The sequence below is a fragment of the Microbacterium sp. genome, assembly GCF_031180975.1.
Classification (GTDB): domain Bacteria; phylum Actinomycetota; class Actinomycetes; order Actinomycetales; family Microbacteriaceae; genus Microbacterium.
Map to the genome: position 1 here is coordinate 16,593 of NZ_JAPSLI010000002.1, position 21,741 is coordinate 38,333.

19 protein-coding genes and 1 tRNA gene are annotated in these 21,741 nt (G+C 70.8%); 11 read left to right on the forward strand and 9 right to left on the reverse strand.

Annotated features, from left to right (window positions below):
* The first annotated feature begins 57 nt into the window (after nucleotides 1–57).
* Nucleotides 58–2,556: an aminopeptidase N gene (gene pepN / locus RIF65_RS03175; protein WP_309064475.1), complete on the forward strand. Its 2,499-nt coding sequence runs from the start codon at nucleotides 58–60 to the stop codon at nucleotides 2,554–2,556.
* A 43-nt stretch (nucleotides 2,557–2,599) separates the two neighbouring features.
* Here the strand turns inward: pepN and RIF65_RS03180 are convergent, their stop codons facing one another.
* Both RIF65_RS03180 and RIF65_RS03185 read right to left on the reverse strand, forming a co-directional pair.
* Complete coding sequence (locus RIF65_RS03180) at nucleotides 2,600–3,490, reverse strand: phosphotransferase (protein WP_309064474.1); 891 nt, start codon at nucleotides 3,488–3,490, stop codon at nucleotides 2,600–2,602.
* 2 nt (nucleotides 3,491–3,492) lie between these two features.
* The gene (locus RIF65_RS03185; RefSeq protein WP_309064473.1) at nucleotides 3,493–4,131 is read right to left on the reverse strand and encodes an MBL fold metallo-hydrolase; all 639 of its coding nucleotides are present in this window, start codon (nucleotides 4,129–4,131) and stop codon (nucleotides 3,493–3,495) included.
* Nucleotides 4,132–4,282: 151 nt separating this feature from the next.
* On the opposite strand from RIF65_RS03185, the gene RIF65_RS03190 reads away from it, so the two are divergent.
* A tRNA-Glu gene (locus tag RIF65_RS03190) sits at nucleotides 4,283–4,355 on the forward strand.
* A gap of 56 nt (nucleotides 4,356–4,411) precedes the next feature.
* On the opposite strand, the gene RIF65_RS03195 is transcribed toward RIF65_RS03190, so the two are convergent.
* Genes RIF65_RS03195 through RIF65_RS03210 form a run of 4 tightly spaced genes read right to left on the reverse strand, consistent with a single transcriptional unit; the run spans nucleotide 4,412 to nucleotide 7,912 of the window.
* Nucleotides 4,412–5,668, reverse strand: coding sequence for an MFS transporter (locus tag RIF65_RS03195; protein WP_309064472.1), 1,257 nt, complete (start codon nucleotides 5,666–5,668; stop codon nucleotides 4,412–4,414).
* A complete protein-coding gene (locus tag RIF65_RS03200; RefSeq protein WP_309064471.1) occupies nucleotides 5,668–6,216 on the reverse strand; it encodes an ArsR/SmtB family transcription factor in 549 nt (182 codons plus the stop codon). Before RIF65_RS03200 ends, RIF65_RS03195 begins: the two co-directional genes overlap by 1 nt.
* Before the next feature lie 59 nt (nucleotides 6,217–6,275).
* Nucleotides 6,276–7,358: a DUF4349 domain-containing protein gene (locus RIF65_RS03205; RefSeq protein ID WP_309064470.1), complete on the reverse strand. Its 1,083-nt coding sequence runs from the start codon at nucleotides 7,356–7,358 to the stop codon at nucleotides 6,276–6,278.
* Entirely contained in the window at nucleotides 7,355–7,912 is a 558-nt protein-coding gene (locus RIF65_RS03210; RefSeq protein ID WP_309064469.1) for an RNA polymerase sigma factor, read from the reverse strand. Before RIF65_RS03210 ends, RIF65_RS03205 begins: the two co-directional genes overlap by 4 nt.
* 241 nt (nucleotides 7,913–8,153) lie before the next feature.
* Here RIF65_RS03210 and RIF65_RS03215 point away from each other — a divergent pair, with 241 nt between their 5' ends.
* On the forward strand, nucleotides 8,154–9,161 hold the full coding sequence (locus RIF65_RS03215) for a TerC/Alx family metal homeostasis membrane protein (protein WP_309064468.1): 1,008 nt from the start codon (nucleotides 8,154–8,156) through the stop codon (nucleotides 9,159–9,161).
* Nucleotides 9,162–9,185: 24 nt separating this feature from the next.
* Here RIF65_RS03215 and RIF65_RS03220 read toward each other — a convergent pair whose 3' ends face one another.
* Complete coding sequence (locus RIF65_RS03220) at nucleotides 9,186–10,484, reverse strand: O-acetylhomoserine aminocarboxypropyltransferase/cysteine synthase family protein (RefSeq protein ID WP_309064467.1); 1,299 nt, start codon at nucleotides 10,482–10,484, stop codon at nucleotides 9,186–9,188.
* Between the two features lie 251 nt (nucleotides 10,485–10,735).
* Between RIF65_RS03220 and leuC the strand changes: the two genes are divergently transcribed.
* The 6 genes from leuC (at nucleotide 10,736) to RIF65_RS03250 (ending at nucleotide 17,193) form a co-directional block, all read left to right on the forward strand.
* Entirely contained in the window at nucleotides 10,736–12,232 is a 1,497-nt protein-coding gene (gene leuC / locus RIF65_RS03225; RefSeq protein WP_309064466.1) for a 3-isopropylmalate dehydratase large subunit, read from the forward strand.
* Between the two features lie 2 nt (nucleotides 12,233–12,234).
* Complete coding sequence (gene leuD / locus RIF65_RS03230) at nucleotides 12,235–12,852, forward strand: 3-isopropylmalate dehydratase small subunit (protein ID WP_309064465.1); 618 nt, start codon at nucleotides 12,235–12,237, stop codon at nucleotides 12,850–12,852.
* Between the two features lie 108 nt (nucleotides 12,853–12,960).
* Nucleotides 12,961–14,325, forward strand: a complete 1,365-nt coding sequence (gene murA / locus RIF65_RS03235; protein ID WP_309064464.1) for a UDP-N-acetylglucosamine 1-carboxyvinyltransferase — start codon at nucleotides 12,961–12,963, stop codon at nucleotides 14,323–14,325.
* A gap of 4 nt (nucleotides 14,326–14,329) precedes the next feature.
* On the forward strand, nucleotides 14,330–15,079 hold the full coding sequence (locus RIF65_RS03240) for a lysophospholipid acyltransferase family protein (protein WP_309064463.1): 750 nt from the start codon (nucleotides 14,330–14,332) through the stop codon (nucleotides 15,077–15,079).
* Nucleotides 15,080–15,083: 4 nt separating this feature from the next.
* The gene (locus tag RIF65_RS03245) at nucleotides 15,084–16,211 is read left to right on the forward strand and encodes an NAD(P)H-dependent glycerol-3-phosphate dehydrogenase (RefSeq protein ID WP_309064462.1); all 1,128 of its coding nucleotides are present in this window, start codon (nucleotides 15,084–15,086) and stop codon (nucleotides 16,209–16,211) included.
* Nucleotides 16,111–17,193, forward strand: a complete 1,083-nt coding sequence (locus RIF65_RS03250; RefSeq protein ID WP_309064461.1) for a D-alanine--D-alanine ligase family protein — start codon at nucleotides 16,111–16,113, stop codon at nucleotides 17,191–17,193. The genes RIF65_RS03245 and RIF65_RS03250 overlap by 101 nt, the downstream gene beginning before the upstream one ends.
* Nucleotides 17,194–17,321: 128 nt before the next feature.
* Here RIF65_RS03250 and RIF65_RS03255 read toward each other — a convergent pair whose 3' ends face one another.
* Complete coding sequence (locus RIF65_RS03255) at nucleotides 17,322–17,795, reverse strand: DUF3515 family protein (RefSeq protein ID WP_309064460.1); 474 nt, start codon at nucleotides 17,793–17,795, stop codon at nucleotides 17,322–17,324.
* Nucleotides 17,796–17,818: 23 nt separating this feature from the next.
* Between RIF65_RS03255 and thiL the strand changes: the two genes are divergently transcribed.
* A complete protein-coding gene (gene thiL / locus RIF65_RS03260) occupies nucleotides 17,819–18,826 on the forward strand; it encodes a thiamine-phosphate kinase (protein WP_309064459.1) in 1,008 nt (335 codons plus the stop codon).
* Between the two features lie 49 nt (nucleotides 18,827–18,875).
* Here the strand turns inward: thiL and rsmD are convergent, their stop codons facing one another.
* Nucleotides 18,876–19,454: a 16S rRNA (guanine(966)-N(2))-methyltransferase RsmD gene (rsmD, locus tag RIF65_RS03265; protein ID WP_309064458.1), complete on the reverse strand. Its 579-nt coding sequence runs from the start codon at nucleotides 19,452–19,454 to the stop codon at nucleotides 18,876–18,878.
* Nucleotides 19,455–19,510: 56 nt separating this feature from the next.
* On the opposite strand from rsmD, the gene RIF65_RS03270 reads away from it, so the two are divergent.
* Nucleotides 19,511–21,682 carry an ATP-dependent DNA helicase RecG gene (locus RIF65_RS03270; protein ID WP_309064457.1) on the forward strand — a complete coding sequence of 724 codons (2,172 nt, stop codon included), beginning with the start codon at nucleotides 19,511–19,513 and terminating at the stop codon, nucleotides 21,680–21,682.
* Nucleotides 21,683–21,741: the final 59 nt, after the last annotated feature.

Sequence of the window (21,741 nt, forward strand, 5' to 3'; positions counted from 1 at the left end):
CATCCGACACCTCGGCCCGGAAGGAGCCGACGGCGCGCGCATGACACGATGGGACGCATGAACTCAGCCAACCTGACGCGTGAGGAGACGGCGGCGCGATCCGCGGCCGTCACCGCGCGCAGCATCCGCGTGGAACTCGACCTGACCGGGGCCCCGGAGCATGACCGGTCCGGCTTCCCGACGATCTCTACCGTCGAGTTCGACAGCGAGGTCGACGAGACGTGGCTCGACTTCATCGGAGAGTCGGTCGACCGGCTCGTCGTGAACGGCGAGGAGCGCGAGGTGCGCTGGGACGGTGCCCGGATCGCGCTCGAGGGGCTGACGGCGCACAACACGGTCCGTGTGGAGGCGGTCGGCGCGTACAGCCGTTCCGGCGAGGGTCTGCACCGCTTCCACGACCCGGCCGACGGCGAGACGTACCTGTACACGCAGTACGAGCCCGCCGACGCCCGGCGCGTGATGGCGTGCTTCGAGCAGCCCGACATGAAAGCGGCCTACGCCTTCGACGTGACGGCACCCGCGGGCTGGCACGTCCTGTCGAATCAGCGACCCTCGGCGGTGCACAAGGGGATCGGCATCGTGCGCGTCGAGTTCGAGCCGACCCTGCCGATCTCCAGCTACATCACCGCGGTGGCCGCCGGGCCGTACGCCCGCATCGACGCGGAATGGACCAGGGGGGACCAGCGCGTGGACCTCGCCGTGCTGTGCCGGGCGTCGCTGGCTGAGCACCTCGAGGCCGACGAGGTCATCGAGGTCACCCGCCAGGGGCTGGACTTCTTCTCGGAGGCGTTCGCCTATCCGTACCCGTGGGGCAAATACGACCAGATCTTCGTGCCCGAGTACAACCTGGGCGCGATGGAGAACCCGGGCCTGGTGACCTTCACCGAGTCGTACATCACGCGCGGCGCCGCCACCGACGCGCAGCGGGGAAGCCGCGCCAACACGATCCTGCACGAGATGGCGCACATGTGGTTCGGCGACCTGGTCACGATGAAGTGGTGGGACGACCTGTGGCTGAAGGAGTCGTTCGCCGACTACATGGGCACGCACGCGTCGGCCGCGGCCACCCGCTTCACCGACGCGTGGGCCCGGTTCGCGAACAGTCGCAAGACCTGGGCGTACCGCCAGGACCAGCTGGCGACCACCCATCCGATCGTCGCCGACATCCCCGACCTGGAGGCGGCGAAGCTGAACTTCGACGGCATCACCTACGCCAAGGGTGCGGCGGTGCTCAAGCAGCTCGTCGCGTTCGTCGGCGAGGACGCCTTCTTCGAAGGTGCCCGGCGGTACTTCGTCGCCCACGCCTTCGGCAACACCACCCTGTCCGACCTCCTCGACACGCTCGAGGAGGTCTCCGGTCACGACATGCGCGAGTGGTCCCGCGCGTGGCTGCAGACGAGTGGGGTCGCGGCACTGCACCTCGAGACGGATGCCGAGGGCAGGCGCGTGCTCGTGCAGGACGGCGGCGACGCGGGCCCGCGCCCGCAGCGGTTGCGGGTCGGCCTGTACGACCGCGCCGAGAGCGGCCTGGCGCTGCGGGAGCGGCTCGAGTTCGGCATCCGCGACGAGCGCACCGAGGTCGAGATCCCGGATGCCGATCTCACGCTGCTCAATGACGACGACCTGACGTACGCGAAGGCGCGTCTCGACGAGCGCTCCCTCGACACAGTGGAGGACGCGCTGACCGCGCTCGCCGACGACCTCCCGCGCGGGCTGGTGTGGTCGGCGCTGTGGAACATGACCCGCGACGGCGAGCTCCCGGTCGCCCGCTACCTGCGCATCGTGCGCAGCCACGCGCGGCGCGAGCCGAACGTTGGCCTTCTCACCGCCGTGCTGGCCAACGCCGCATACGCAGTGCAGCACTACACGCCGCACGCCGAACGCCCGGGCGAGCGCACCGCCTGGGTCGACGCGACCTGGGACGGCCTCCAGGCCGCTGATGCCGGCAGCGACGCGCAGCTGGCGTGGGCGCGGGCGTTCGCGACGGCATCCGCCTACGACGACTCCCGCGCCGAGCGGCTGGCCGCGATCCTGGACGGCGACGCCCCGCAGGGGCTGCCGATGGACGCCGACCTGCGCTGGTTGATGCTCACCTCGCTCGCCACCACAGGTCACGCCGACGCGGCCAGGATCGCCGAGGAGAACCGGACCGACGACACCGCGGCCGGGCGCACCGCCGCGGTGCGGGCCCTGGCGTCCCGTCCGGATGGGCAGGTGCGCGCGGACGCGTGGGCCAGCGCCTGGAACGACCGCACACTCAGCAACGACCACCTCGACGCCACCATCGCCGGGTTCCGCGCCGGCGGGCGGCGCGACCTCACGGAATTCTTTGATGCGGAGTACTTCGTCCGCATCCGCGACGCGTGGGCGCAGCGCAGCATCGAGATCGCGAAGCGGCTCGTGGTGGGGCTGTTCCCTGCCACCGAGACCACCGCGCTCGTCGACGAGTGGTTGGCGGCGAACCAGGACGCGCCGTCCGCGCTGCGCCGGCTCGTGATCGAGCAGCGCGACGACCTCGCCCGCGACATCCGGGTGCGCGCCGCCCAGCCCGCCTGACCGGGGTCCGGCCGGCGACCCGCGCGGTCGTCGGCCGCCTGGGTCAGCGGTCGGCCATGAGCTCCGCCGCGGTGCTCGCACCCAGCGCGCGGAAGGTGGGCAGGTCGTCGCTCGCGTGCAGCAGGATCGCCGCGAGCGCCGCCGCCCAACCGCGCGCCCGCGTCCAGGTGGCGGCGTCGTACCGGTCGCCGGTCTCCGTCCGGAAGGCGTGCCGGCCGTCGGCGTCGAACGCCAGCCACATGCCGGCGATGTCGTAGGCGGGATCGCCCGCGGTGACGTCGCCGAAGTCGATCATCGCCCGCAGCCGGCCGTCCGCGACGAGCAGGTTGCCGGGGTGCAGGTCGCCGTGGGTCCACACCCGTTCGGTGGCCGCCGGTGCCGCGAGTCCGGCATCCCACGCAGCGCGGAGGCACTCCACCACGCGGACCGGACCGATCCCGTCCAGTCGCGCTCGGATGGCCCTGTCGCGCTGCGCGAGCGGCACCCCCCGCACGGGGTTCGGTGGGGCGTCCGCCGGCGCCGGCCGATGCAGATGCCGGAGCGCCCGCGCGAGCTGCGCCGCCCAGGCGGTCCGCTCCGCGCGCGGCGTCTCGATCGCCGGTATCCCGGGCAGCCACGGCACGATCGACCAGTTCCACGGATAGCTGCCGTCCGGTGCACCGACGAGCACCGGCTCGGGAACGCGGACGCCCGCGGCGGCCAGCGCCCGGGCGATGGCGGGCAGCGCCTGCTGCTCATGTGCGATGAGCCGCGCGGCGGCCTCCCGGCGCGGCATCCGCACCGCCAGGTCGGCGCCCAGACGCCACAGCTCGTTGTCCCACCCCGCGGCGGCGCGTCGCAGCGGCAGGTCGGCGAGATCCGGCGCACTGCGGTGCAGCAGAGCACGGACGGTCGCCTCGTCGAGCACCACCTCGGATGCCGGGGAGTGCGCCACCGTCAGAGGTCGAGCGAGTCGCCGGGGTCGAGGTCGAAGAACTCGCCCCCGTTCTGCTCGGTCGCCCACCGCAGCCGCTGCCGGTGCATGTCGCGGCCGATCGTCGACAGGGTCATGTCGTGCGTGCCGAACGCCCGCCGCGGCTTGACCGCGAGCACGAAGTCCATCGCGTCACCGATCCGCAGCCACGGCGCGCCGAGCGGTGCCGCCAGCGTGCCCACCTCGACATCCTCCGGCACCGCGTAGGAGTCGCCGGGGTAGTACAACTCGTCGTCGACGAGCACGCCCACGTTCGCGATGCGCGGCAGGCTGGAATGGATGATCTGGTGCTCGCCGCCGAAGAACCGCAACGAGAAGGATCCGGCGGCGACCGCCTCGCCAGGCGCCACCGGCGTGATCGGGTACCCGCTCGCCAGGTCGACGACGCTCCGCGGTGCGAAGACCGCCACGTCCGGCGACTCGCGCAGGATCCGGTCGAGGTGTGCGGGCGTCCAGTGATCGGGATGCTCGTGCGTGATCATCACCGCGACGACGTCCGCGAGATCGTCCGGGGGAGTGGTGAACGACCCCGGATCGATCAGCAGCGATTCGCCGGCCCGCTCCGCACGCAGGGCGGCGTGTTCGTATTTCGTGACGCGCATGCTCCGAGTCAACTCGCCGGATCGCCACGGTGGCAACCCCCGTGCGGACGCGACACGCCCGTGATCCACGTCGGGCCCCGGCCGATTTGGCGTCGCCGGAATCACCATGCCATACTTGAACGGTTGCAAGGACGGCCTGAAAAGGCCGGACGGCCCCATCGTATAGCGGCCTAGTACGCCGCCCTCTCACGGCGGTAACGCGGGTTCGAATCCCGCTGGGGTCACAACACCGCGAAGGCCCTCCGATCCATTCGGAGGGCCTTCATCGTCCCCGCCGCGGTCACTCGGACGCGCCCTGGCCGGAACGCAGCCGGATCGCCCGCAACCTTGGATTGCGCAGCGGGACGATCATCAGCAGCGCCAGCGCGCCGCCGTAGAGCGCGAACGGCGTCCACAGCGGCAGCACCGCCGCCAGCGCCCCGAAAGCGGCCATCGCCAGAGGCATCAGGCAATCGTCGCCGAGACGGGTGATCGACGACATGCGGCCGAGATACTCCGGTGCGACGGTGGCCGCGAAGGTCGCGCCGAGCAGCACGGAGGCGAACCCGGCGGTCAGGCCGATCACCAGGCATCCGGCGGCGACCACCACGGGAACGCCGACCCCGAGCGCGACGATTCCGAAGCCCTGCACGATCAGCGCCCAGAACGCGCCGACCGCCTCGCGAGACGGTCGCCAGCGCACGACGACGAGCGCACCGGCCATCGCCCCGCCACCGACGAGCGCTTCGAACAGCCCCACGGCGCCGGCGCCCCACCCGCGTTCGCTGGCCTGCAGGGCGAGGCCGATCGCGAGCGCAGGGGCCACCGCCAGGTTCAGGCCCGACAGCGACACGACCAGCGTGCGTGTGGCGGAGTCGTCCCGCAGATGGCGGAAACCGGATGCCACCCCGCGCAGCACTGACTCGTCGCGCGCCGCGCGGGGCAGGGCGAACCGGGGTCGCAACCAGATCGCGATGAAGGCGATCACCACCGCGAAGGTCACCGCGTCCGTCGCCGCGCTGCCCGGCATCCCCAGCCAGGCGACGAGGAACCCGCCGACCGCCGCGCCCGCCATGGTGCCCAGCCTGCTGAGCGTCTGGCTCAGCGCCGAGTACGCCGGCAGATCGGCGGGTCGCACCAGCTGACGGGCGATGGTGCCGGCGGCCGGCTCGTAGAACGCGTCGCACAGTCCGAACGCGATCGTCGCTGCCAGCAGCACCGCCACGCCGGGCCCCGTGCTCAGGATCCACAGCGCGGTCGCGACCAGTACGGCGACGCGGATGCCGTTGAACAGCAGCATCATCCGCCGTGCGTCGACCCGGTCGGCGATCGCGCCGCCGATCAGCAGCACCATAGCCCTCGGCACCGTCCCCGCCGCGACCACCAGGCCGGCGACCGCAGGGGAGGCCACCTGCACCGCGGTCCAGGCCACCGCGATGGTCCACACCGCGTCCCCCGCGTCGGACAGCGCCTTCACGACCAGCCACGACTGCACCATGGCGTCGCGGCGGAACGGGGGAGGGGTGCGCAGCACGAGCGGTTCGGCGGACGTCGACATCACGGCTGCGTCGGGAAGGCGTGCGAGAAGAAGAACACCGGCACCCGCTGCTGCCCGTCATCGGTGTCGATGCCGTCGCGCCAGGTGTCCAGCGTCTCGCGCAGCATCCGCGACAGCTCGTTCAGCTCCTCGGGCGTCGCCCAGCCGAGCGTCTCGGTGTTGAACGCGTCGAAGTCGGCGTAGCGCGGCTGCGTGCGCGTGCGGTGCCAGCGCTGCAACCGGTCGATCTGCGCGCGGATGCCCTGGCGTTCCGCCTCCCTGGCCAGCAGCGCATCGCCCGGCGAATCGGCGAAGTCGTCCGCCGACCAGCTGAACCCCCGGCGCGCCAGGCGCCACCAGCTGGTCCGCCGGTCACCGGTCTCGTCGGGCGCACGCTCCACCACGCCGGCACGCTCCAGCATCCGCAGATGATGACTGACGCTGCCCACCTGGATGTCGAGGGCGCGGGACAGGGCGGTGACCTGGCTGGTGCCGTAGAGCAGCAGGTAGTCGAAGATGCGGCGGCGCACCGGGTGGTGCACGGCCGTGATGACGGAGATGTCTTCCACCCGCAGCACGCTAGATGCGTCGCCGCATCTTCACAAGAGTTCTTGTATACCCCGGAAGATCAACGATCTGCGGCCGCGGAGGTGCGTCGTCGGTCGGCTCGGCGGCGCACCAGCCACCACACCAGCAGCACGAGCGCCACCGGCACGAGCCAGGGGAGCACGAAGCCGAGCGCGACCACGACGGCGTTCAGGGCGGCGATGAGTCCGTTCCAGCCGGCGAGCAGTCCGTCGGTGAACCCGGCCGGGTCGGCCTTCGCCGTGGCGGCGCGTTCGGCGAGTTCGACGGTCACCGTCGACATCGCCACCTGCTCGTCCAGCCGCTTGAGCTCCTGCTCGTACGCCTCCAACTGGGCCTGACGCTCGTTCAGTGCGGTCTCCGCCGCGATCAGATCGGACAGCGAGCCCGATTTCGACATCAACTCGGTCAGCCGCGCCACGGACGCCCGCGCCGCGTCGACCCTCGCGCGCAGGTCCACGGCGACCGACGTGACATCCTCGCGGGACACCGACGACCGCAGCACCTCGCCGTGGTCTCCGAGCGCGCCGAGCACCTCCTCGAGCGATTCGGCCGGGATGCGGATGGCCACCCGCCCCGTCCCGCTCTCCGGGGCCTCTGGGGCCGGCACCGTCGTCTCCACAGAGTCGGAAGATCCCACCGACGCGGATTCCACGTACCCGTCGTGCTCCTCGGCCAGCCGGCCGACGGCATCGGCCGCGTCCTGCACGTCGGAGACCTGCAGGACGACGACCGCCGTGGTGATGATGTCGCGCTGTGCCGTTTCGTCGGCACCCGGCACAGGGGGGACGGCCGTGTCGACCTGCCCTCCCGCGCTGCGGTCCGCCTCCGTGACCGGCTTGTCGGCCGTGTACGCCCCGGCGTCGCTCCCGCCGACGGAATCCGGCGCGGACTCGGATGCGGACGTCCCGACCTGCACGATCGACGACAGCAGCGGCGGGGAGACGACGACTCCGATGACGAACGCCGCCGCGACGGCGAGCACGATCGGCCACTTCCGCCTATGGGGGACGGATGTCGTGGCGCGCGGCGCGTCGTCGGCGATCTCGTCGAACACCGCGCGCTCGATGCGCGTCACCGCCTCGTCCCCGAGCGGGGGCAGCGCGATTCCCGTGGTGTCGTTCATGCGTCTCTCACTTCCCTCACGGCGCCGCGCAACCGCGTGCGCACCCTGGAGAGACGGTTGCGGACCACCGCGTGGCTGACCCCGAGGCGTTCGGCGGCGGCCTGATACGCGTAGCCCTCCACGACGCACAGCCGGAACACCTCGGCGTCCAACTCCCCGAGCGAACCGACCTCGAGGGCGATCCGTTCGGCGAGGGCGGCGGAGATCACCTGGTCCTCCACGCTCACGGTGTCGGCCACCTCGTCCTGGACGGCGTCGGCGGTGTTGGCTCGGTCACGGCGGATCACGCGCAGGCGGTTCGCGGCCTGGAACCGGCAGATCGTCGCGAGCCACGGCAGCAGGGAAGCGCCGACCAGTTCCAGCCCGGGGAGTTTCCGCCAGGCGACGACGAACGTCTCCTGCGTGACGTCCTCGGCGTCCGCGGTCGAGCCGAGGATGCCGTGCGCGATCCAGTACACCGGTCGCACGTAGTCGCGATAGATCGTGCGGAAGGCCTCCTGGTCCCCGCTCGCGGCGCGTTCGGCCCGCTCCTGGTCTTCGCTGCGCATCGGCATCCGCCTCTGTCCTGTCTCTCGCTGGAGAGTGTCGAAGGATGCCCCATCGTCTCAGACTCCGGCGGTTTCACCACGGCATGACGGCTCCGATAGGATGGCAGTCGCGAGAGGGAGTATCCCGCTTCCGCGCGTTTCGTCATCACGAGCACCGCCATCGCTGCTCCGGACGCGCGACGCACACACCGTGCGGGGGAGAGACTTTCGGTTCTCATCAACCCTTTCGAAAGGTGCTGGTACGCCCTTGACCATCCCCATCTGGTTCGAGATCACCTCGATGATCGTCCTCACGGTCATCCTCATCGCGGATCTGCTGCTCATCAAGCTGCGCCCGCACATCCCGTCCACCAAGGAGTCCACCCTGTGGGTGGTGTTCTACGTCGCCCTGGCGATGCTGTTCGCGGTGCTGCTGGGCAGTGTGGGCGGCTGGACCAACGCCGGGGACTTCATCACCGGCTGGGCGCTGGAGTACAGCCTGTCCATCGACAACCTGTTCGTCTTCGTGCTGATCATGGCCCAGTTCTCGGTGCCACGCCGCCTGCAGCAGCAGGTGCTGATGGTCGGCATCATCATCGCCCTGATCCTGCGCGGGCTGTTCATCCTGGTCGGCGTCGCCGTGATCGAGAACTTCTCGCCGATCTTCTACATCTTCGGTGCGTTCCTGATCTGGACGGCCATCCGTCAGGCGATGCCCGACGAGGAGCACCACGAGGACGAGGTCAAGCGCGAGACGTTCATCGTCCGCGTGCTGCGCCGCCGCATCGACATCAGTGACGGCTACGACGGGGCACGACTGCGCACCACCGTCGACGGCAAGCGGATGTGGACGCCGATGATCATCGTGTTCATCACGATCGGCATCACCGACCTCATGTTCGCGATCGACTCCATCCCGGCGATCTTCGAGATCACCACGAACGGCTTCCTGGTCTTCACCGCGAACATCTTCGCGCTGATGGGCCTTCGCCAGCTGTACTTCCTGCTGGGCGACCTGCTCGACCGCCTGCGCTACCTGCACTACGGCATCGCGGTCATCCTCGGGTTCATCGGCGTGAAGCTGATCCTGCACGCCCTGCACGTAAACGAGCTGCCGTTCATCAATGGCGGTCACCACGTCGAATGGGTGCCTGACATCAACAACATGGTCTCGCTCGGTGTCATCCTGACGTCCATGCTGGTCGCCACCGCCGCCAGCCTGATCGCGTCCGGCCGCGAGAAGAAGCAGGCGGCGGCCGCCACCCGGGTGGAGTGACGCACGACGTGCGCGCGGGGTGTCTCAGGCCTCCGCGCGCACGTCGGCCACAGCCAGGGTGCGCTCGAGATCCTCGAGCAGGTCGGCGACGTCCTCGATGCCGATCGACAGCCGCAGCGTCCCCTCCGCCACCCCGAGCGCGGCGCGCTCGTCGTCGGTCCGCTGGCTGTGGCTGGTGGTCCCCGGGTGAAGGACGAGCGAGCGCACATCGCCGATATGCGTCATGTGCGTGAACACCTGCACCGCCTCCACGAAGCGGCGCGCCGCCGCGAGGCCCCCGCGGAGCGTGAACGTGAAGATCGACCCGTACCCGCCCTGCAGGTACTGCTCGGCGAGCGCGTGGTGCGGGTGCGACTCGAGGCCCGCGTAGTCGACCGACTCCACCGCGTCGTGCGCGTTCAGCCAGCGCGCCACGGCCAGGGCGTTCTGCGACTGGCGCTCGACGCGCAGCCCGAGCGTCTCGGCGCCTTGACCGATCAGGAACGCGTTCAGCGGCGACGGCGTGGCGCCGAACCGGGGCGCGATCGTCTCCCGTGCGTACGCGATCCTGGCCAGGCCGCCGTGGCGTTCGGCGAAGCTCGGGGCGCCGTTGCGGCCCGGCAGCACGAGATGCGGTGCGAGGTGCCCGGATCGTGCGGCGTCGAAGCGACCGTCGTCGACGATCACGCCGCCGAGCACGGAGCCCTGGCCGGCCAGGAACTTCGACGCCGAGTGCACGACGATCGCGGCGCCGTGCTCGAGCGGCCGCAGCAGGAACGGCGTAGCGAGGGTGCTGTCCACCACCAGCGGCGCACCGATCTCGGCGGCGACGTCGCTGACGGCGCGCACGTCGAGGATGTCGTTTCGGGCGTTCGCGATCGACTCCGCGAAGAACGCGGTGGTGCGCGGCGTGATCGCGGCGCGCCACGCGTCGGGGTCGGCGATGTCGTCGACGAACGTCGTCTCGACGCCGAGGCGCGCGAGGCTGTCCAGCAGCAGACCGCGGGTGCCCTCGTAGATATGAGTGGAACACACGATGTGATCCCCGCCACCGGCGACGGTCAGCAGCGCGGTGGCGACGGCGGCCTGCCCGCTGCCCAGCAGCACGGCATCCGCACCGGACTCCAGCGCGGCGAGCTGATGCTCCACCGCCCGCACCGTGGGGTTTCCCGAGCGGGTGTACCCGTATCCGCTGCCCGTGCCGAAGTGGTCGGCGGCCTGATCGAAGTCGTCGAACTCGAACCCGGCGGTGAGGTAGATGGGTGTGGCGCGGCTGCGTGCCGCAGTGCGCTCGCGTCCGGCATGGACCGCTTTCGTGGCGAAGCGTGCGGTGTTCGCGGGCATCGGTCTCTCCGGGGATCTGGCGGAACGGAACGACCTGAGGTTGCCACGCGCACGGCCGTCTCCGCGCGAATGCGACTTCCTGTTACGCGGAGGTGCAGCCCGGGCTCCGACCGTCCCCGTCCCGCGGCAGTGGTAATCTGACGGAATGCGAACGGTCCTTCTCCTTAGCGGCCGCGGCGAGACCTCGATCTAAGGCCTTCCTCGTCGCGGCGTCACGCATGGGCCGGATCGAAACCCAGGAGACAGCGACCATGACCACCGCACAGACCGACACGCCCACCCGTCCCCGCACCCTTGCCGAGAAGGTCTGGGACGACCACCTCGTCGTCAAGGGCGAGAACGGCGAACCCGACCTGATCTACATCGACCTGCACCTGGTGCACGAGGTGACGAGCCCGCAGGCCTTCGACGGCCTCCGCGCAGAGGGCCGTCCCCTGCGCCGCGTCGACCTCACGATCGCGACCGAGGATCACAACACGCCGACGCTCGCGATCGACAAGCCGATCGCGGACCTGACCAGCCGCACTCAGATCGAGACGCTGCGCCGCAACGCCGCCGAGTTCGGTGTGCGCATCCACTCCCTGGGTGATGCGGAGCAGGGTATCGTGCACGTCGTCGGCCCCCAGCTGGGGCTCACCATGCCCGGCATCACCGTGGTGTGCGGCGACTCCCACACCTCGACGCACGGCGCGTTCGGCGCGATGGCGTTCGGCATCGGCACCAGCGAGGTCGAGCATGTCATGGCCACCCAGACGCTGCCGCTGAAGCCGTTCAAGACCATGGCCATCAACGTCGAGGGCGAGCTGAAGCCCGGGGTCACCGCGAAGGACATCATCCTCGCCGTGATCGCGAAGATCGGCACCGGCGGCGGACAGGGCTACGTGCTCGAGTACCGCGGCAGCGCGATCCGCGCGCTCTCCATGGAGGGCCGCATGACCATCTGCAACATGTCGATCGAGGCGGGTGCGCGCGCCGGCATGGTCGCCCCCGACGAGACCACCTTCGCGTACCTCAAGGGGCGTCCGCACGCCCCGCAGGGGCAGGACTGGGACGACGCTGTCGCGTACTGGCGCACCCTCCCCACCGACGAGGGCGCGACCTTCGACGCGGAGGTGTTCATCGACGCGAACGAGCTCGAGCCGTTCGTCACCTGGGGCACCAACCCCGGTCAGGGCGTGTCGCTGTCGGCATCCGTCCCCGACCCGGCCGACTTCACCGACCCGAGCGAGCGCGCCGCCGCCGAGCGCGCGCTGCAGTACATGGACCTCACCCCCGGCACGCCGCTGAAGGAGGTCCGGGTCGACGCGGTGTTCATGGGCTCCTGCACCAACAGCCGCATCGAGGACCTGCGCGCCTTCGCGTCGATCATCAACGGCAAGAAGAAGGCCGAGGGCGTCCGTGTCATGGTCGTCCCCGGCTCCGCCCGCGTGCGGCTGGAGGCCGAGGCGGAGGGCATCGACAGGATCGTCGAGGACTTCGGGGCCGAATGGCGCTTCGCCGGCTGCTCGATGTGCCTGGGCATGAACCCCGACCAGCTCGCACCGGGGGAGCGTTGCGCGTCGACCTCGAACCGCAACTTCGAGGGCAGGCAGGGCAAGGGCGGCCGCACCCACCTGGTCTCGCCGCTGGTCGCGGCTGCGACCGCGATCCGCGGCACGCTGTCCAGCCCGAGCGACCTCGTCGACCTGGATGCCGCTCCGGCGACATCCGAGCGAGGCGAAGCGACGACCGAGAAGGTGGGAGCCTGATCATGGAGAAGTTCACCACGCACACCGGCATCGCCGCTCCGCTCAAGCGCTCGAACGTCGACACCGACCAGATCATCCCCGCGGTCTTCCTGAAGCGGGTCACCAAGACCGGTTTCGACGACGCACTGTTCCACGGTTGGCGTCAAGACCCCGACTTCGTGCTCAACCAGGCGCCGTTCCAGGGGGCATCGGTGCTCGTTGCGGGCCCGGACTTCGGCACCGGCTCCAGCCGCGAGCACGCCGTCTGGGCGCTGCGCGACTTCGGCTTCAAGGTCGTGCTCAGCCCGCGCTTCGCCGACATCTTCCGCGGCAACGCGGGCAAGCAGGGACTGCTCGCGGCGACCGTCGATGAGGCCGACATCGAGCGGATCTGGACGCTGATCGACGAGCAGCCGGGCCGCGAGATCACTGTCGACCTGGTCGAGCGGACCGCGTCCATCGGCCCTTCGACAGGCTCAGGGACCCTGTTTCAGGTGCCCATCGGGATCGACGATTACACTAGGTGGCGGCTCCTCGAAGGGCTCGACGACATCGGGCTCACGCTGCGCAACGAAGACAAGATCGCTCAGTTCGAGGCCCGCCGCGAGTCGTGGCGGCCACGTACGCTCCCCGTCCGCTAGGACGAGGGCGGGGTGGGCCGAGGGCCACAAGCCCGGGCGGCACCCGACGCCAGAACACGAAGACCTCGCGGCGACCGCCGCGCACGTCCCGATGAAGAAGAGGCCCGCATGACGACACCCCTGCGCGACGCAACCACCGACGAGACGTCGGCTCCGGCCGGCTCCGTCCTCGCGATCCGCGGGGGAAGGCCGCTGCGCGGCACCGTCGACGTGAAGGGTGCGAAGAACCTCGCCACGAAGGCGATGGTGGCTTCGCTGCTCGGGGAGACGACCAGCATCCTCCGCGATGTTCCGGCCATCAGCGACGTGGCAGTCGTCCGCTCCCTGCTCGAGGTGCACGGCGTGACCGTCTCCGAGGGCGATGAGCCCGGCTCGCTGATCCTGGACCCGAGCGCAGTCGAATCCGCGCACTACGAGGAGATCGACGCGCACGCCGGTGCCTCCCGCATTCCGATCCTGTTCTGCGGACCTCTGCTGCACCGGCTGGGGCAGGCGTTTATCCCGGACCTCGGCGGATGCCGCATCGGCGACCGCCCCATCGACTTCCACCTCGACGCGCTGCGCAAGTTCGGCGCGGTCGTCGAGAAGCAGCCCAGCGGCATCCGCCTCTCGGCGCCGAACGGACTCAAAGGCGCGAACATCCACCTGCCGTACCCGAGCGTGGGCGCCACCGAGCAGGTGCTGCTCACCGCGGTGCGCGCACAGGGCACCACCGAACTGCGCAACGCGGCCATCGAACCGGAGATCATGGATCTCATCGCGGTGCTGCAGAAGATGGGCGCGATCATCTCCTACGAGCCCAACCGGGTGATCCTCATCGAGGGCGTCGAGCAGCTGCGCGGGTACGACCACCGCTGCATCTTCGACCGCAACGAGGCCGCCTCCTGGGCGTGCGCCGCCTTGGCGACCGACGGCGAGATCTTCGTCGCGGGCGCCCGTCAGCAGGAGATGCTGACGTTCCTGAACGTGTTCCGCAAGGCCGGCGGCTGGTTCGACGTGCAGGAGGACGGCATCCTCTTCCGTCGCGACACCGAGCTCAAGCCGGTCATCGTCGAGACCGACGTGCACCCCGGCTTCATGACCGACTGGCAGCAGCCGCTCATCGTGGCGCTGACCCAGGCGGCTGGCCGCTCGATCGTGCACGAGACCGTCTACGAGAACCGGTTCGGCTTCACGCAGGCGCTGGTGCAGATGGGCGCCGACATCGTCGTGCACCCGCACGGCCTGCAGGACGGCCCGCGTCGCGTGCCGCGCCGTGAGCTGGAGCAGGCCGCGGTGATCACCGGGCCCACGCCGCTGCACGCCGCGGACATCGTGGTGCCCGACCTCCGCGGCGGCTACAGCCACGTCATCGCCGCGCTGACCGCCGAGGGCGAGTCGAAGGTGTCGGGTGTCGACATCCTCAGCCGCGGCTACGAGAACTTCCTCGACAAGCTGCAGGCTCTGGGCGCGGACTTCGACGTCATCCGGTGATCTGATGGCACAGTCCGAACGGAGCCGGCCGAGCCTGTTCTGGCCGCTCGCCGCCCTCGTCCTGCCCGTGGTCTCGTACCTGTGCCGGATGACCATCGTCGGGCGGGAGAAGCTTCCCCGGGAGGGCGCCTACGTGCTTGCGCCGAACCACTACTCTGAGCTCGACCCGATCATCGTCGCGGTGGCGGTGTGGCGCATGAAGCGCTTGCCGCGCTTCATGGCGAAGGAGAGTCTGTTCCGGATCCCCGTGGTGGGCTGGATCCTGCGCCGCACCGGCATGGTGCCGGTCGCCAGAGCGTCGTCGGCGTCCGCCGCGAAGCAGACCATGACGCAGTCGCGGGACCTCGTCGAGCACGGCCGTGGGGTGATCGTGTACCCCGAGGGCACCCTCACCCGCGACCCTGACCTGTGGCCGATGCGCGGCAAGACCGGTGCGGTGCGCCTCGCGCTGACCGCCGACATCCCGCTCATCCCGATGGCCCAGTGGGGTACGCAGTGGATCATGGGCCGCTACCAGAAGGGGATCAGCTTCTGGCCGCCGCGCAAGCCCGTGCAGATCGTCGTCGGCGACCCGATCGACCTGTCCGACCTCCGCGGCCGTGCCGGTGATCAGGCCGCGCTCACCGAGGCCACCCGACGGCTGATGGACGCCATCACGGCGCTTCTCGAGCAGATCCGCGACGAGAAGGCGCCGCCGCAGCGCTGGAATCCGTCCGATCACGGTCAGAAGGAGACGGGGCGACTTGATTCATAAGCGGATGTCGACCCCGCCCGGACCACGTGTGGCCGTCATCGGCGCGGGCAGCTGGGGCACCACGTTCGGCAAGATCCTCGCCGACGGCGGTGCACAGGTCACGATGTGGGCGCGGCGCGCCGAGCTCGCGCACGAGATCGACGAAGCCAAGCGCAACTCGAAGTACCTGCCGGGCATCAACCTTCCCCGCACCATGCGCGCCACCCACGAGCTCGCGCGTGCGCTGGACGGTGTGGAGCAGGTGTACCTGTCCGTTCCCAGCCAGTCACTGCGGGAGAACCTGAAGGCGCTGCGGCCGCTGCTGGAGGGCACGGACGGCCCGGTCGTCAGCCTGATGAAGGGCGTCGAACGCTCCACCGGCCTGCGCATGAGCCAGGTCATCGAGCAGGAACTGCGCTGTGACCCGGCGCGCATCGCGGTGGCATCCGGTCCGAACCTCGCCCTGGAGATCGCGCGCGAGCAGCCCACCGCCGCGGTGATCTCGTCGCGCAGCCAGGACACCGCCGACGCGGTCGCACGCACCGCGCGCAACCGCTACTTCCGCTCGTTCGTCAACACCGACGTCATCGGCACCGAGTTCGGCGGTGTGCTGAAGAACCTCATCGCGGTGGCGATCGGGATCGTCGACGGCGTCGGGTACGGCGAGAACACCAAGGCCTCCATCATCACGCGCGGGCTGGTCGAGATGACCGACTTCGCGGTGGCCAACGGCGCGCGCCCCGAGACGCTGCAGGGTCTGGCGGGGCTGGGCGACCTCATCGCCACGTGCCAGTCCCCGCTCAGCCGCAATAACACGGCCGGTCGGCTGCTCGGCCAGGGGTACAGCTTCCAGGACGTCGTCAAGCAGATGGAGCAGACCGCGGAGGGCCTGGCATCCGTCGCACCCGTGCTGCAGCTGGCGCGCGAAGCCGAGGTGGACATGCCGATCGTGGAGCAGGTGAAGATGGTGCTCGACGGGAAGATGGACCCCCGCGACATCGCGCCCCACCTGACCACGGACGACGACACGCCCCAGGAGGAGAGGACCAATTTTGGACAGGCAGACGGTGGTGGTGCTCTTCGGCGGGCGTTCCAGCGAGCATTCGATCAGTTCCGCCACGGCGGGCGGGGTGCTGGCGGCGATCGATCGTGACCGCTATCGGGTGATCCCGGTCGGGCTCACCCGCGAGGGCGCGTTCGTGCTCGAGGAGGACGACCCGGGGAAGTTCGCCCTCGACGCCGAGCGTCTGCCCGAGGTGGCCGACAACGGCACCCGTGTCCGCTGGCCCGAGCCGGGAGGCGACCGCGTGCTGCGCGTCGTGCACGGCGACGGCTCCGTCGAGGAGTTCGGCGAGGTCGACGTGGTGCTGCCCATCCTGCACGGCACGCACGGTGAGGACGGCACCATCCAGGGGTTCTTCGACACCCTCGAGGTGCCCTACGCAGGGGGTGGGGTGCTCGACTCCGCGCTGTGCATGGACAAGCACTTCATGAAGGTCGCCCTGCAGGCGGCGGGCATCGCGGTCGCGCCATGGGTGACGGTGCGCCGCCGCGCCTGGGAGTCCGACGCATCGCCGCTGCGCGCCGCCATCGCCGAGCTCGGGCTGCCCGTGTTCGTCAAGCCCGCCAGGGCGGGATCCAGCGTGGGCGTGTCCAAGGTGACCGAACCGGGCGAACTCGACGACGCCCTCGCGATCGCGTTCGCGGAGGACGAGAAGGTGCTCGTCGAGACCGGCATAGTCGGCAGGGAGATCGAGGTGGCGATCCTCGAGGGGGCGGAGGGCGTCCGCGCCTCGCTGCCGGGAGAGATCGTGCTCACGTCTCGCGGCTTCTACGACTTCGAGGGCAAGTACCTCGGGGGCGACGGCGTCGACGTGGTCTGCCCCGCACAGCTCACCGACGACGAGATCGCCGCGGTGCAGGATGTCGGTGCGCGCGCCTTCGAGGCGGTGGACGGCCGCGGGCTGGCGCGCGTGGACATGTTCCTCACGCCGGCGGGCGAGCTCGTCGTCAACGAGCTGAACACCATGCCCGGGTTCACCCCGATCTCGATGTTCCCGAAGTGCTGGATCGCCTCCGGCCTGTCGTACAGCGAGCTGATCACCGAGCTGGTCGAGGCTGGCCTGCGCCGCTAGCGCGCCTGCGCCGAGGTCCCCGAGCCGGTCGACGGCCGGGGACGACGGCTGTCATGGGAGGCGAACTCCGGTGGGAGGCGCCTCGGAGCAGATTTAGGATCCCATGACGCCGGCGTAACCCGTGTGTGCTACTGGACCAGCTCGTCCGGGGCGGTGCATTCGCCGTCGGCGGGGATCATCCGGATCGCGGATACCAGCGCGCTGCTGGTGAGCACCTCGTTCGAACTCACTTCTGCGGTGTCGACGAACACCTGCACCGCCGGATCGCGGCCGTACGTGGTCATCCGCAGCATCGGTGATTCCGACTCGTCCACCAGCCAGTCCACGCCCTCGAGCGTCACGCACTGCAGGTCGCTGGTCGGGCCCGGCACGGCGACGCCGCACGAGATGATCACGGCCGTGGGGTCGCCGTACGCGCCGGTCGCCTGGGCATCCGTCCACCGGCGATCCTGCCCCGCGATGGAATCCGGAAGCCGCACGGTCACCTCGGCGCAGGCCGGGTTGTTCGCGTCCTGCGCCGGCTCGAGGTGCACGGTGCCCGCGCAACCGGTCAGCACCAGCAGTGTCAGCGCACCGACGAGGGCGGCGAAACGGCGGGGCATGCTTCCAGGCTACCGTTGTCGGCATGGCATCCGACCCACACGACGACCCGCGCATCGGCGACATTTCGGAGGGAACGGTGCTGCGCGAGATCCTGGCCCGCACGGCACCCGCCTCGCATGCATTGATCGGACCCGGTGACGACGCCGCCCTCGTCGCGGCGCCGTCCGGAACGGTGGTGGCCACCGCCGACACGCTGGTGCACGGGCCCGACTTCCGCCTGGCCTGGTCCAGCGGATACGACCTGGGCTGGAAGGCCGCCGCCGTCAACCTGGCCGACGTCGCCGCCATGGGCGCGACGCCGACAGCTCTGCTCGTCTCCCTCGCGGTCCCTCGCGACACGCGGCTGTCGTTCGTCGCGGCCATGGCGGACGGCTTCCGCGAGGCGTGCGCGGCTCTCGCGCCGGGCTGTGCCGTCGTCGGCGGTGACCTGACCGTCTCCGACCTGCTCATGATCGCGGTCACCGCGCTCGGCGACCTCGGCGGGCGGCCGGCGGTCACGCGGGCCGGCGCACGACCGGGTGACGTGGTGGCGCTGGCGGGGGAGCTCGGCGCGGCGGCCGCCGGCTTGCAGGTGCTGTTCCGTCGCTTCCGCGACGGTGACACGCCGGTGCCGGTCGACAGGACCGTGCTGGATGCCGACCAGCGCCGCGCCCTGGACACGCAGCTGCGTCCCGCTCCGCCGATCGGACTCGGGCCGGTCGCCGCCGCGGCGGGCGCCAGCGCGCTGATGGACGTCTCGGACGGCCTGGCACTGGACGCCTCGCGCCTCGCGGAGGCATCCGGCGTGACGATCGACCTGGACGGCGCTGTGCTCGACGCGCTCGCGTTCGGCGGGGACCGAGCGCGCGCTCTCGCCGGGGGAGAGGATCACGGACTGCTCGCTGCGTTCCCCTCAGACGCGCTCCCGCCGGGGTTCCGGCGGATCGGCGCGGTGCGGGAGCGCGGTGCCGAGAGCCTGCTGGTCGACGGCGCCCCGGTCGCCCACGCCGGATGGGACCCGTACCGGGACTGGGACGGCGTCGCGTCCTGAGCCCGGAATCCGCCGGCGCGGCGGGAGCGGGTCGGCACCGAGGATCGGGTCAGCGAGCGGGTTCCGCCCACCACACCGCGGTGTCGCCGTAGACCTTCTCGCGGAGCAGTTCGAGCCCGGCCGCGGTCAGGTCGGGGGCCGTGGAGCGCCGCGCACGCTCGACGACGACCACGGCGTCGGGAGAGAGCAGTGGAGCGAGCGCGGTCAGGTCCGCCGTCATCGCCGCGTCGGTCAGGTCGTAGGGCGGATCGGTGAACACCAGATCGTACGGTCCGGCGGCACGCGCCAGAAACGCCTGCACCGTGCTCTGATGGACCTTCGCCGGCGACCGACCCGGCTGCGCACCTCCCAGTGCCTTCGCCACCAGAGCGGCGTTGCGCTCCACGATCTGCACCGCGGGCCGCGCGCGCTCGACCAGATCCACGGCGGCCGCGCCGCGGCTCCACGCCTCGAGGCCGAGCGCACCGCTGCCGGCGTAGAGATCGAGCACGCGCGCGCCGTCGATCGCGTCCATCGACTCCAGTGCGCCGAACAGAGACTCGCGCACGCGATCGCTGGTCGGACGGGTGCCGGAACCAGGGACGTCCAAGCGGGCACCTCGGGCGGCGCCGGCGATGATCCTCGTCACCCGTTCACGATACGACACCGACGCGCGACGTCCGACGGCATCCATAGACTCGGAGCATGCCCTTCGAGCTCGACACGCGCCTGAGCGAGGCGCTCGGCACGGGGAGCGCGCGCACCCTCGAGCGCGCGTTCGGGATGAAGACCGTCGGCGACCTGCTCGCGCACTACCCGCGCCGGTACGCCGACCCGGGTGAGCTCACGCCCATCCGCGATCTCCCGGTCGGCGAGACGGTCACGATCGTCGCGGAGGTGCTGTCGTCGACCGTGCGCACCATGCGGAACAGGCCGGGCGCGATGCTCGAGGTCATCATCGGCGACGGCGTGGGGCGCATGTCGCTGACCTTCTTCGCCAAAGGGACCCGCCAGGCCGAGTGGCGGCAGAACGAGCTGGCGGTCGGACGCCGCGGTGTGTTCTCCGGCAAAGTGGGGAAGTTCAACGAGGTCACGCAGTTCGCGCACCCGCAGTACGAGCTGTTCGACGACGAGGACGCGGCACGCCGCAGCGCCGACGCCAGGGCGAACATCCCGATCCCGATCTACCCGGCCACGTCGGCGATGCAGAGCTGGCAGATCGCCAAGCTGACCTCGCACGTGCTCGACGACCTCGGCACGGTGCCCGACCCGCTGCCCGAGTCGCTGCGGGTCTCCGAAGGGCTGCTCACGGCCAGGGACGCGCTCAACGGCATCCATCGTCCCCGCCACCGCAACGACATCGACCCCGCGGTGCGCACCCTCCGGGCGCACGAGGCGCTCACCCTGCAGGCGGCGCTGCTGCAGCAGCGCGAGCAGGTGCGCGCCCTCACCGCCACACCGCGCCCGGCATCCGCGGGTGGGCTGCTGGAGCGCTTCGACGCCACGCTGCCGTTCACGCTCACGCCCGATCAGCGCGAGGTGGGCCACGACATCGCCGCGGATCTCGCCGGCGACCGGCCGATGAACCGGCTGGTGCAGGGCGAGGTCGGCTCAGGCAAGACGCTCGTCGCGCTGCGCGCGATGCTGCAGGTGGCCGAGAGCGGGGGGCAGGCGGCGCTGATCGCCCCGACCGAGGTGCTCGCGGGTCAGCATCTGCGCTCGATCGCGAAGATGCTCGGACCCGACCTGTCCGCGCGGCTCATGCCGACGCTGCTCACAGGGCAGATGCCCGCCGCCGACCGGCGCAAGGCGGCCCTGCGCGTGGCATCGGGGCAGGCGCTGATCGTGATCGGCACCCATGCTCTGCTGGCGGAGAAGACCACGTTCGCCGACCTCGCCCTGGTGGTCGTCGACGAGCAGCACCGGTTCGGCGTCGAGCAGCGCGAGGCGCTCCGGGCCAAGGGCACCAGTCCGCACGCGCTGGTGCTCACTGCGACGCCCATCCCGCGCACCGTCGCGATGACGGTGTTCGGTGACCTCGACACCTCGGTGATCCGGTCGATGCCGGCGGGGCGGGCCGGCATCCAGTCGCACGTCGTGCCGCTCGCCGACCGCCCTCAGCTGTTCGTGCGGGCGTGGCAGCGGGCCGCCGAGGAGATCGCCGAGGGGCGGCAGGTGTTCGCGGTGTGCGCTGCCATCGACACCACCAAGGACTCCGTCGAGGCCGGCGACGAGCCCCCGCCCGACACGGCCGGCACCGGCCCCCGCTGGGGGGTCGTGCAGCTCGACGAGCTGCTCGCCACACATCCGGATCTGTCCGCGGTGCGCCGCGCGGTGCTGCACGGCAAGATGCCCGCCGAGCAGAAGGATGCCGTGATGCAGGCGTTCGCGCGGGGCGAGATCGACCTGCTCATCGCGACCACCGTGATCGAGGTGGGTGTCGACGTGCCCAACGCGTCCACCATGGTGATCCTGGACGCCGACCGGTTCGGTGTCTCCCAGCTGCATCAGCTGCGCGGGCGGGTCGGCCGCGGCGAGCACGCCGGTCTCTGCCTGCTCGTCACCGAGGCCGAAGCGGGCACGCTCGCGCGTGAGCGCGTCGAGGCGGTTGCGGCGACGCTGGACGGCTTCGAACTCGCGGAGGTCGACCTCAGCCTGCGCGGCGAGGGTGACGTGCTGGGCGCCGCGCAGTCCGGCGTGAAGTCGTCGCTGCGGCTGTTGCGGGTCGTCAAGGACGCGGGACTCATCTCCCGGGCGCGGGAGCTCGCCGCCGGCATCCTGTCCGAGGATCCGACGCTGGAGCGGCATGCCGGGCTGCGTGCGGCCATCGAGCGGCGCGTCACCGACGCCGACCGCGCGGCCCTCGCAAAGAACTGACCCGTTCAGGGGTGACACGCACGGGTGTCATAGGCTGGCAGCATGTCACGTCCTCAGCG

Excerpts from the sequence above, each read along its gene's own strand:
- RIF65_RS03255 (WP_309064460.1), bottom strand. The coding sequence starts at position 17,795 with ATGCCCCGCCGTTTCGCCGCCCTCGTCGGTGCGCTGACACTGCTGGTG.
- RIF65_RS03205 (WP_309064470.1), bottom strand. The coding sequence starts at position 7,358 with ATGAACGACACCACGGGAATCGCGCTGCCCCCGCTCGGGGACGAGGCG.
- RIF65_RS03185 (WP_309064473.1), bottom strand. The coding sequence starts at position 4,131 with ATGCGCGTCACGAAATACGAACACGCCGCCCTGCGTGCGGAGCGGGCC.
- RIF65_RS03210 (WP_309064469.1), bottom strand. The coding sequence starts at position 7,912 with ATGCCGATGCGCAGCGAAGACCAGGAGCGGGCCGAACGCGCCGCGAGC.
- RIF65_RS03270 (WP_309064457.1), top strand. The coding sequence starts at position 19,511 with ATGCCCTTCGAGCTCGACACGCGCCTGAGCGAGGCGCTCGGCACGGGG.
- RIF65_RS03195 (WP_309064472.1), bottom strand. The coding sequence starts at position 5,668 with ATGTCGACGTCCGCCGAACCGCTCGTGCTGCGCACCCCTCCCCCGTTC.
- murA (WP_309064464.1), top strand. The coding sequence starts at position 12,961 with ATGACGACACCCCTGCGCGACGCAACCACCGACGAGACGTCGGCTCCG.
- RIF65_RS03245 (WP_309064462.1), top strand. The coding sequence starts at position 15,084 with ATGTCGACCCCGCCCGGACCACGTGTGGCCGTCATCGGCGCGGGCAGC.
- pepN (WP_309064475.1), top strand. The coding sequence starts at position 58 with ATGAACTCAGCCAACCTGACGCGTGAGGAGACGGCGGCGCGATCCGCG.
- RIF65_RS03240 (WP_309064463.1), top strand. The coding sequence starts at position 14,330 with ATGGCACAGTCCGAACGGAGCCGGCCGAGCCTGTTCTGGCCGCTCGCC.
- RIF65_RS03220 (WP_309064467.1), bottom strand. The coding sequence starts at position 10,484 with ATGCCCGCGAACACCGCACGCTTCGCCACGAAAGCGGTCCATGCCGGA.
- leuC (WP_309064466.1), top strand. The coding sequence starts at position 10,736 with ATGACCACCGCACAGACCGACACGCCCACCCGTCCCCGCACCCTTGCC.
- leuD (WP_309064465.1), top strand. The coding sequence starts at position 12,235 with ATGGAGAAGTTCACCACGCACACCGGCATCGCCGCTCCGCTCAAGCGC.
- thiL (WP_309064459.1), top strand. The coding sequence starts at position 17,819 with ATGGCATCCGACCCACACGACGACCCGCGCATCGGCGACATTTCGGAG.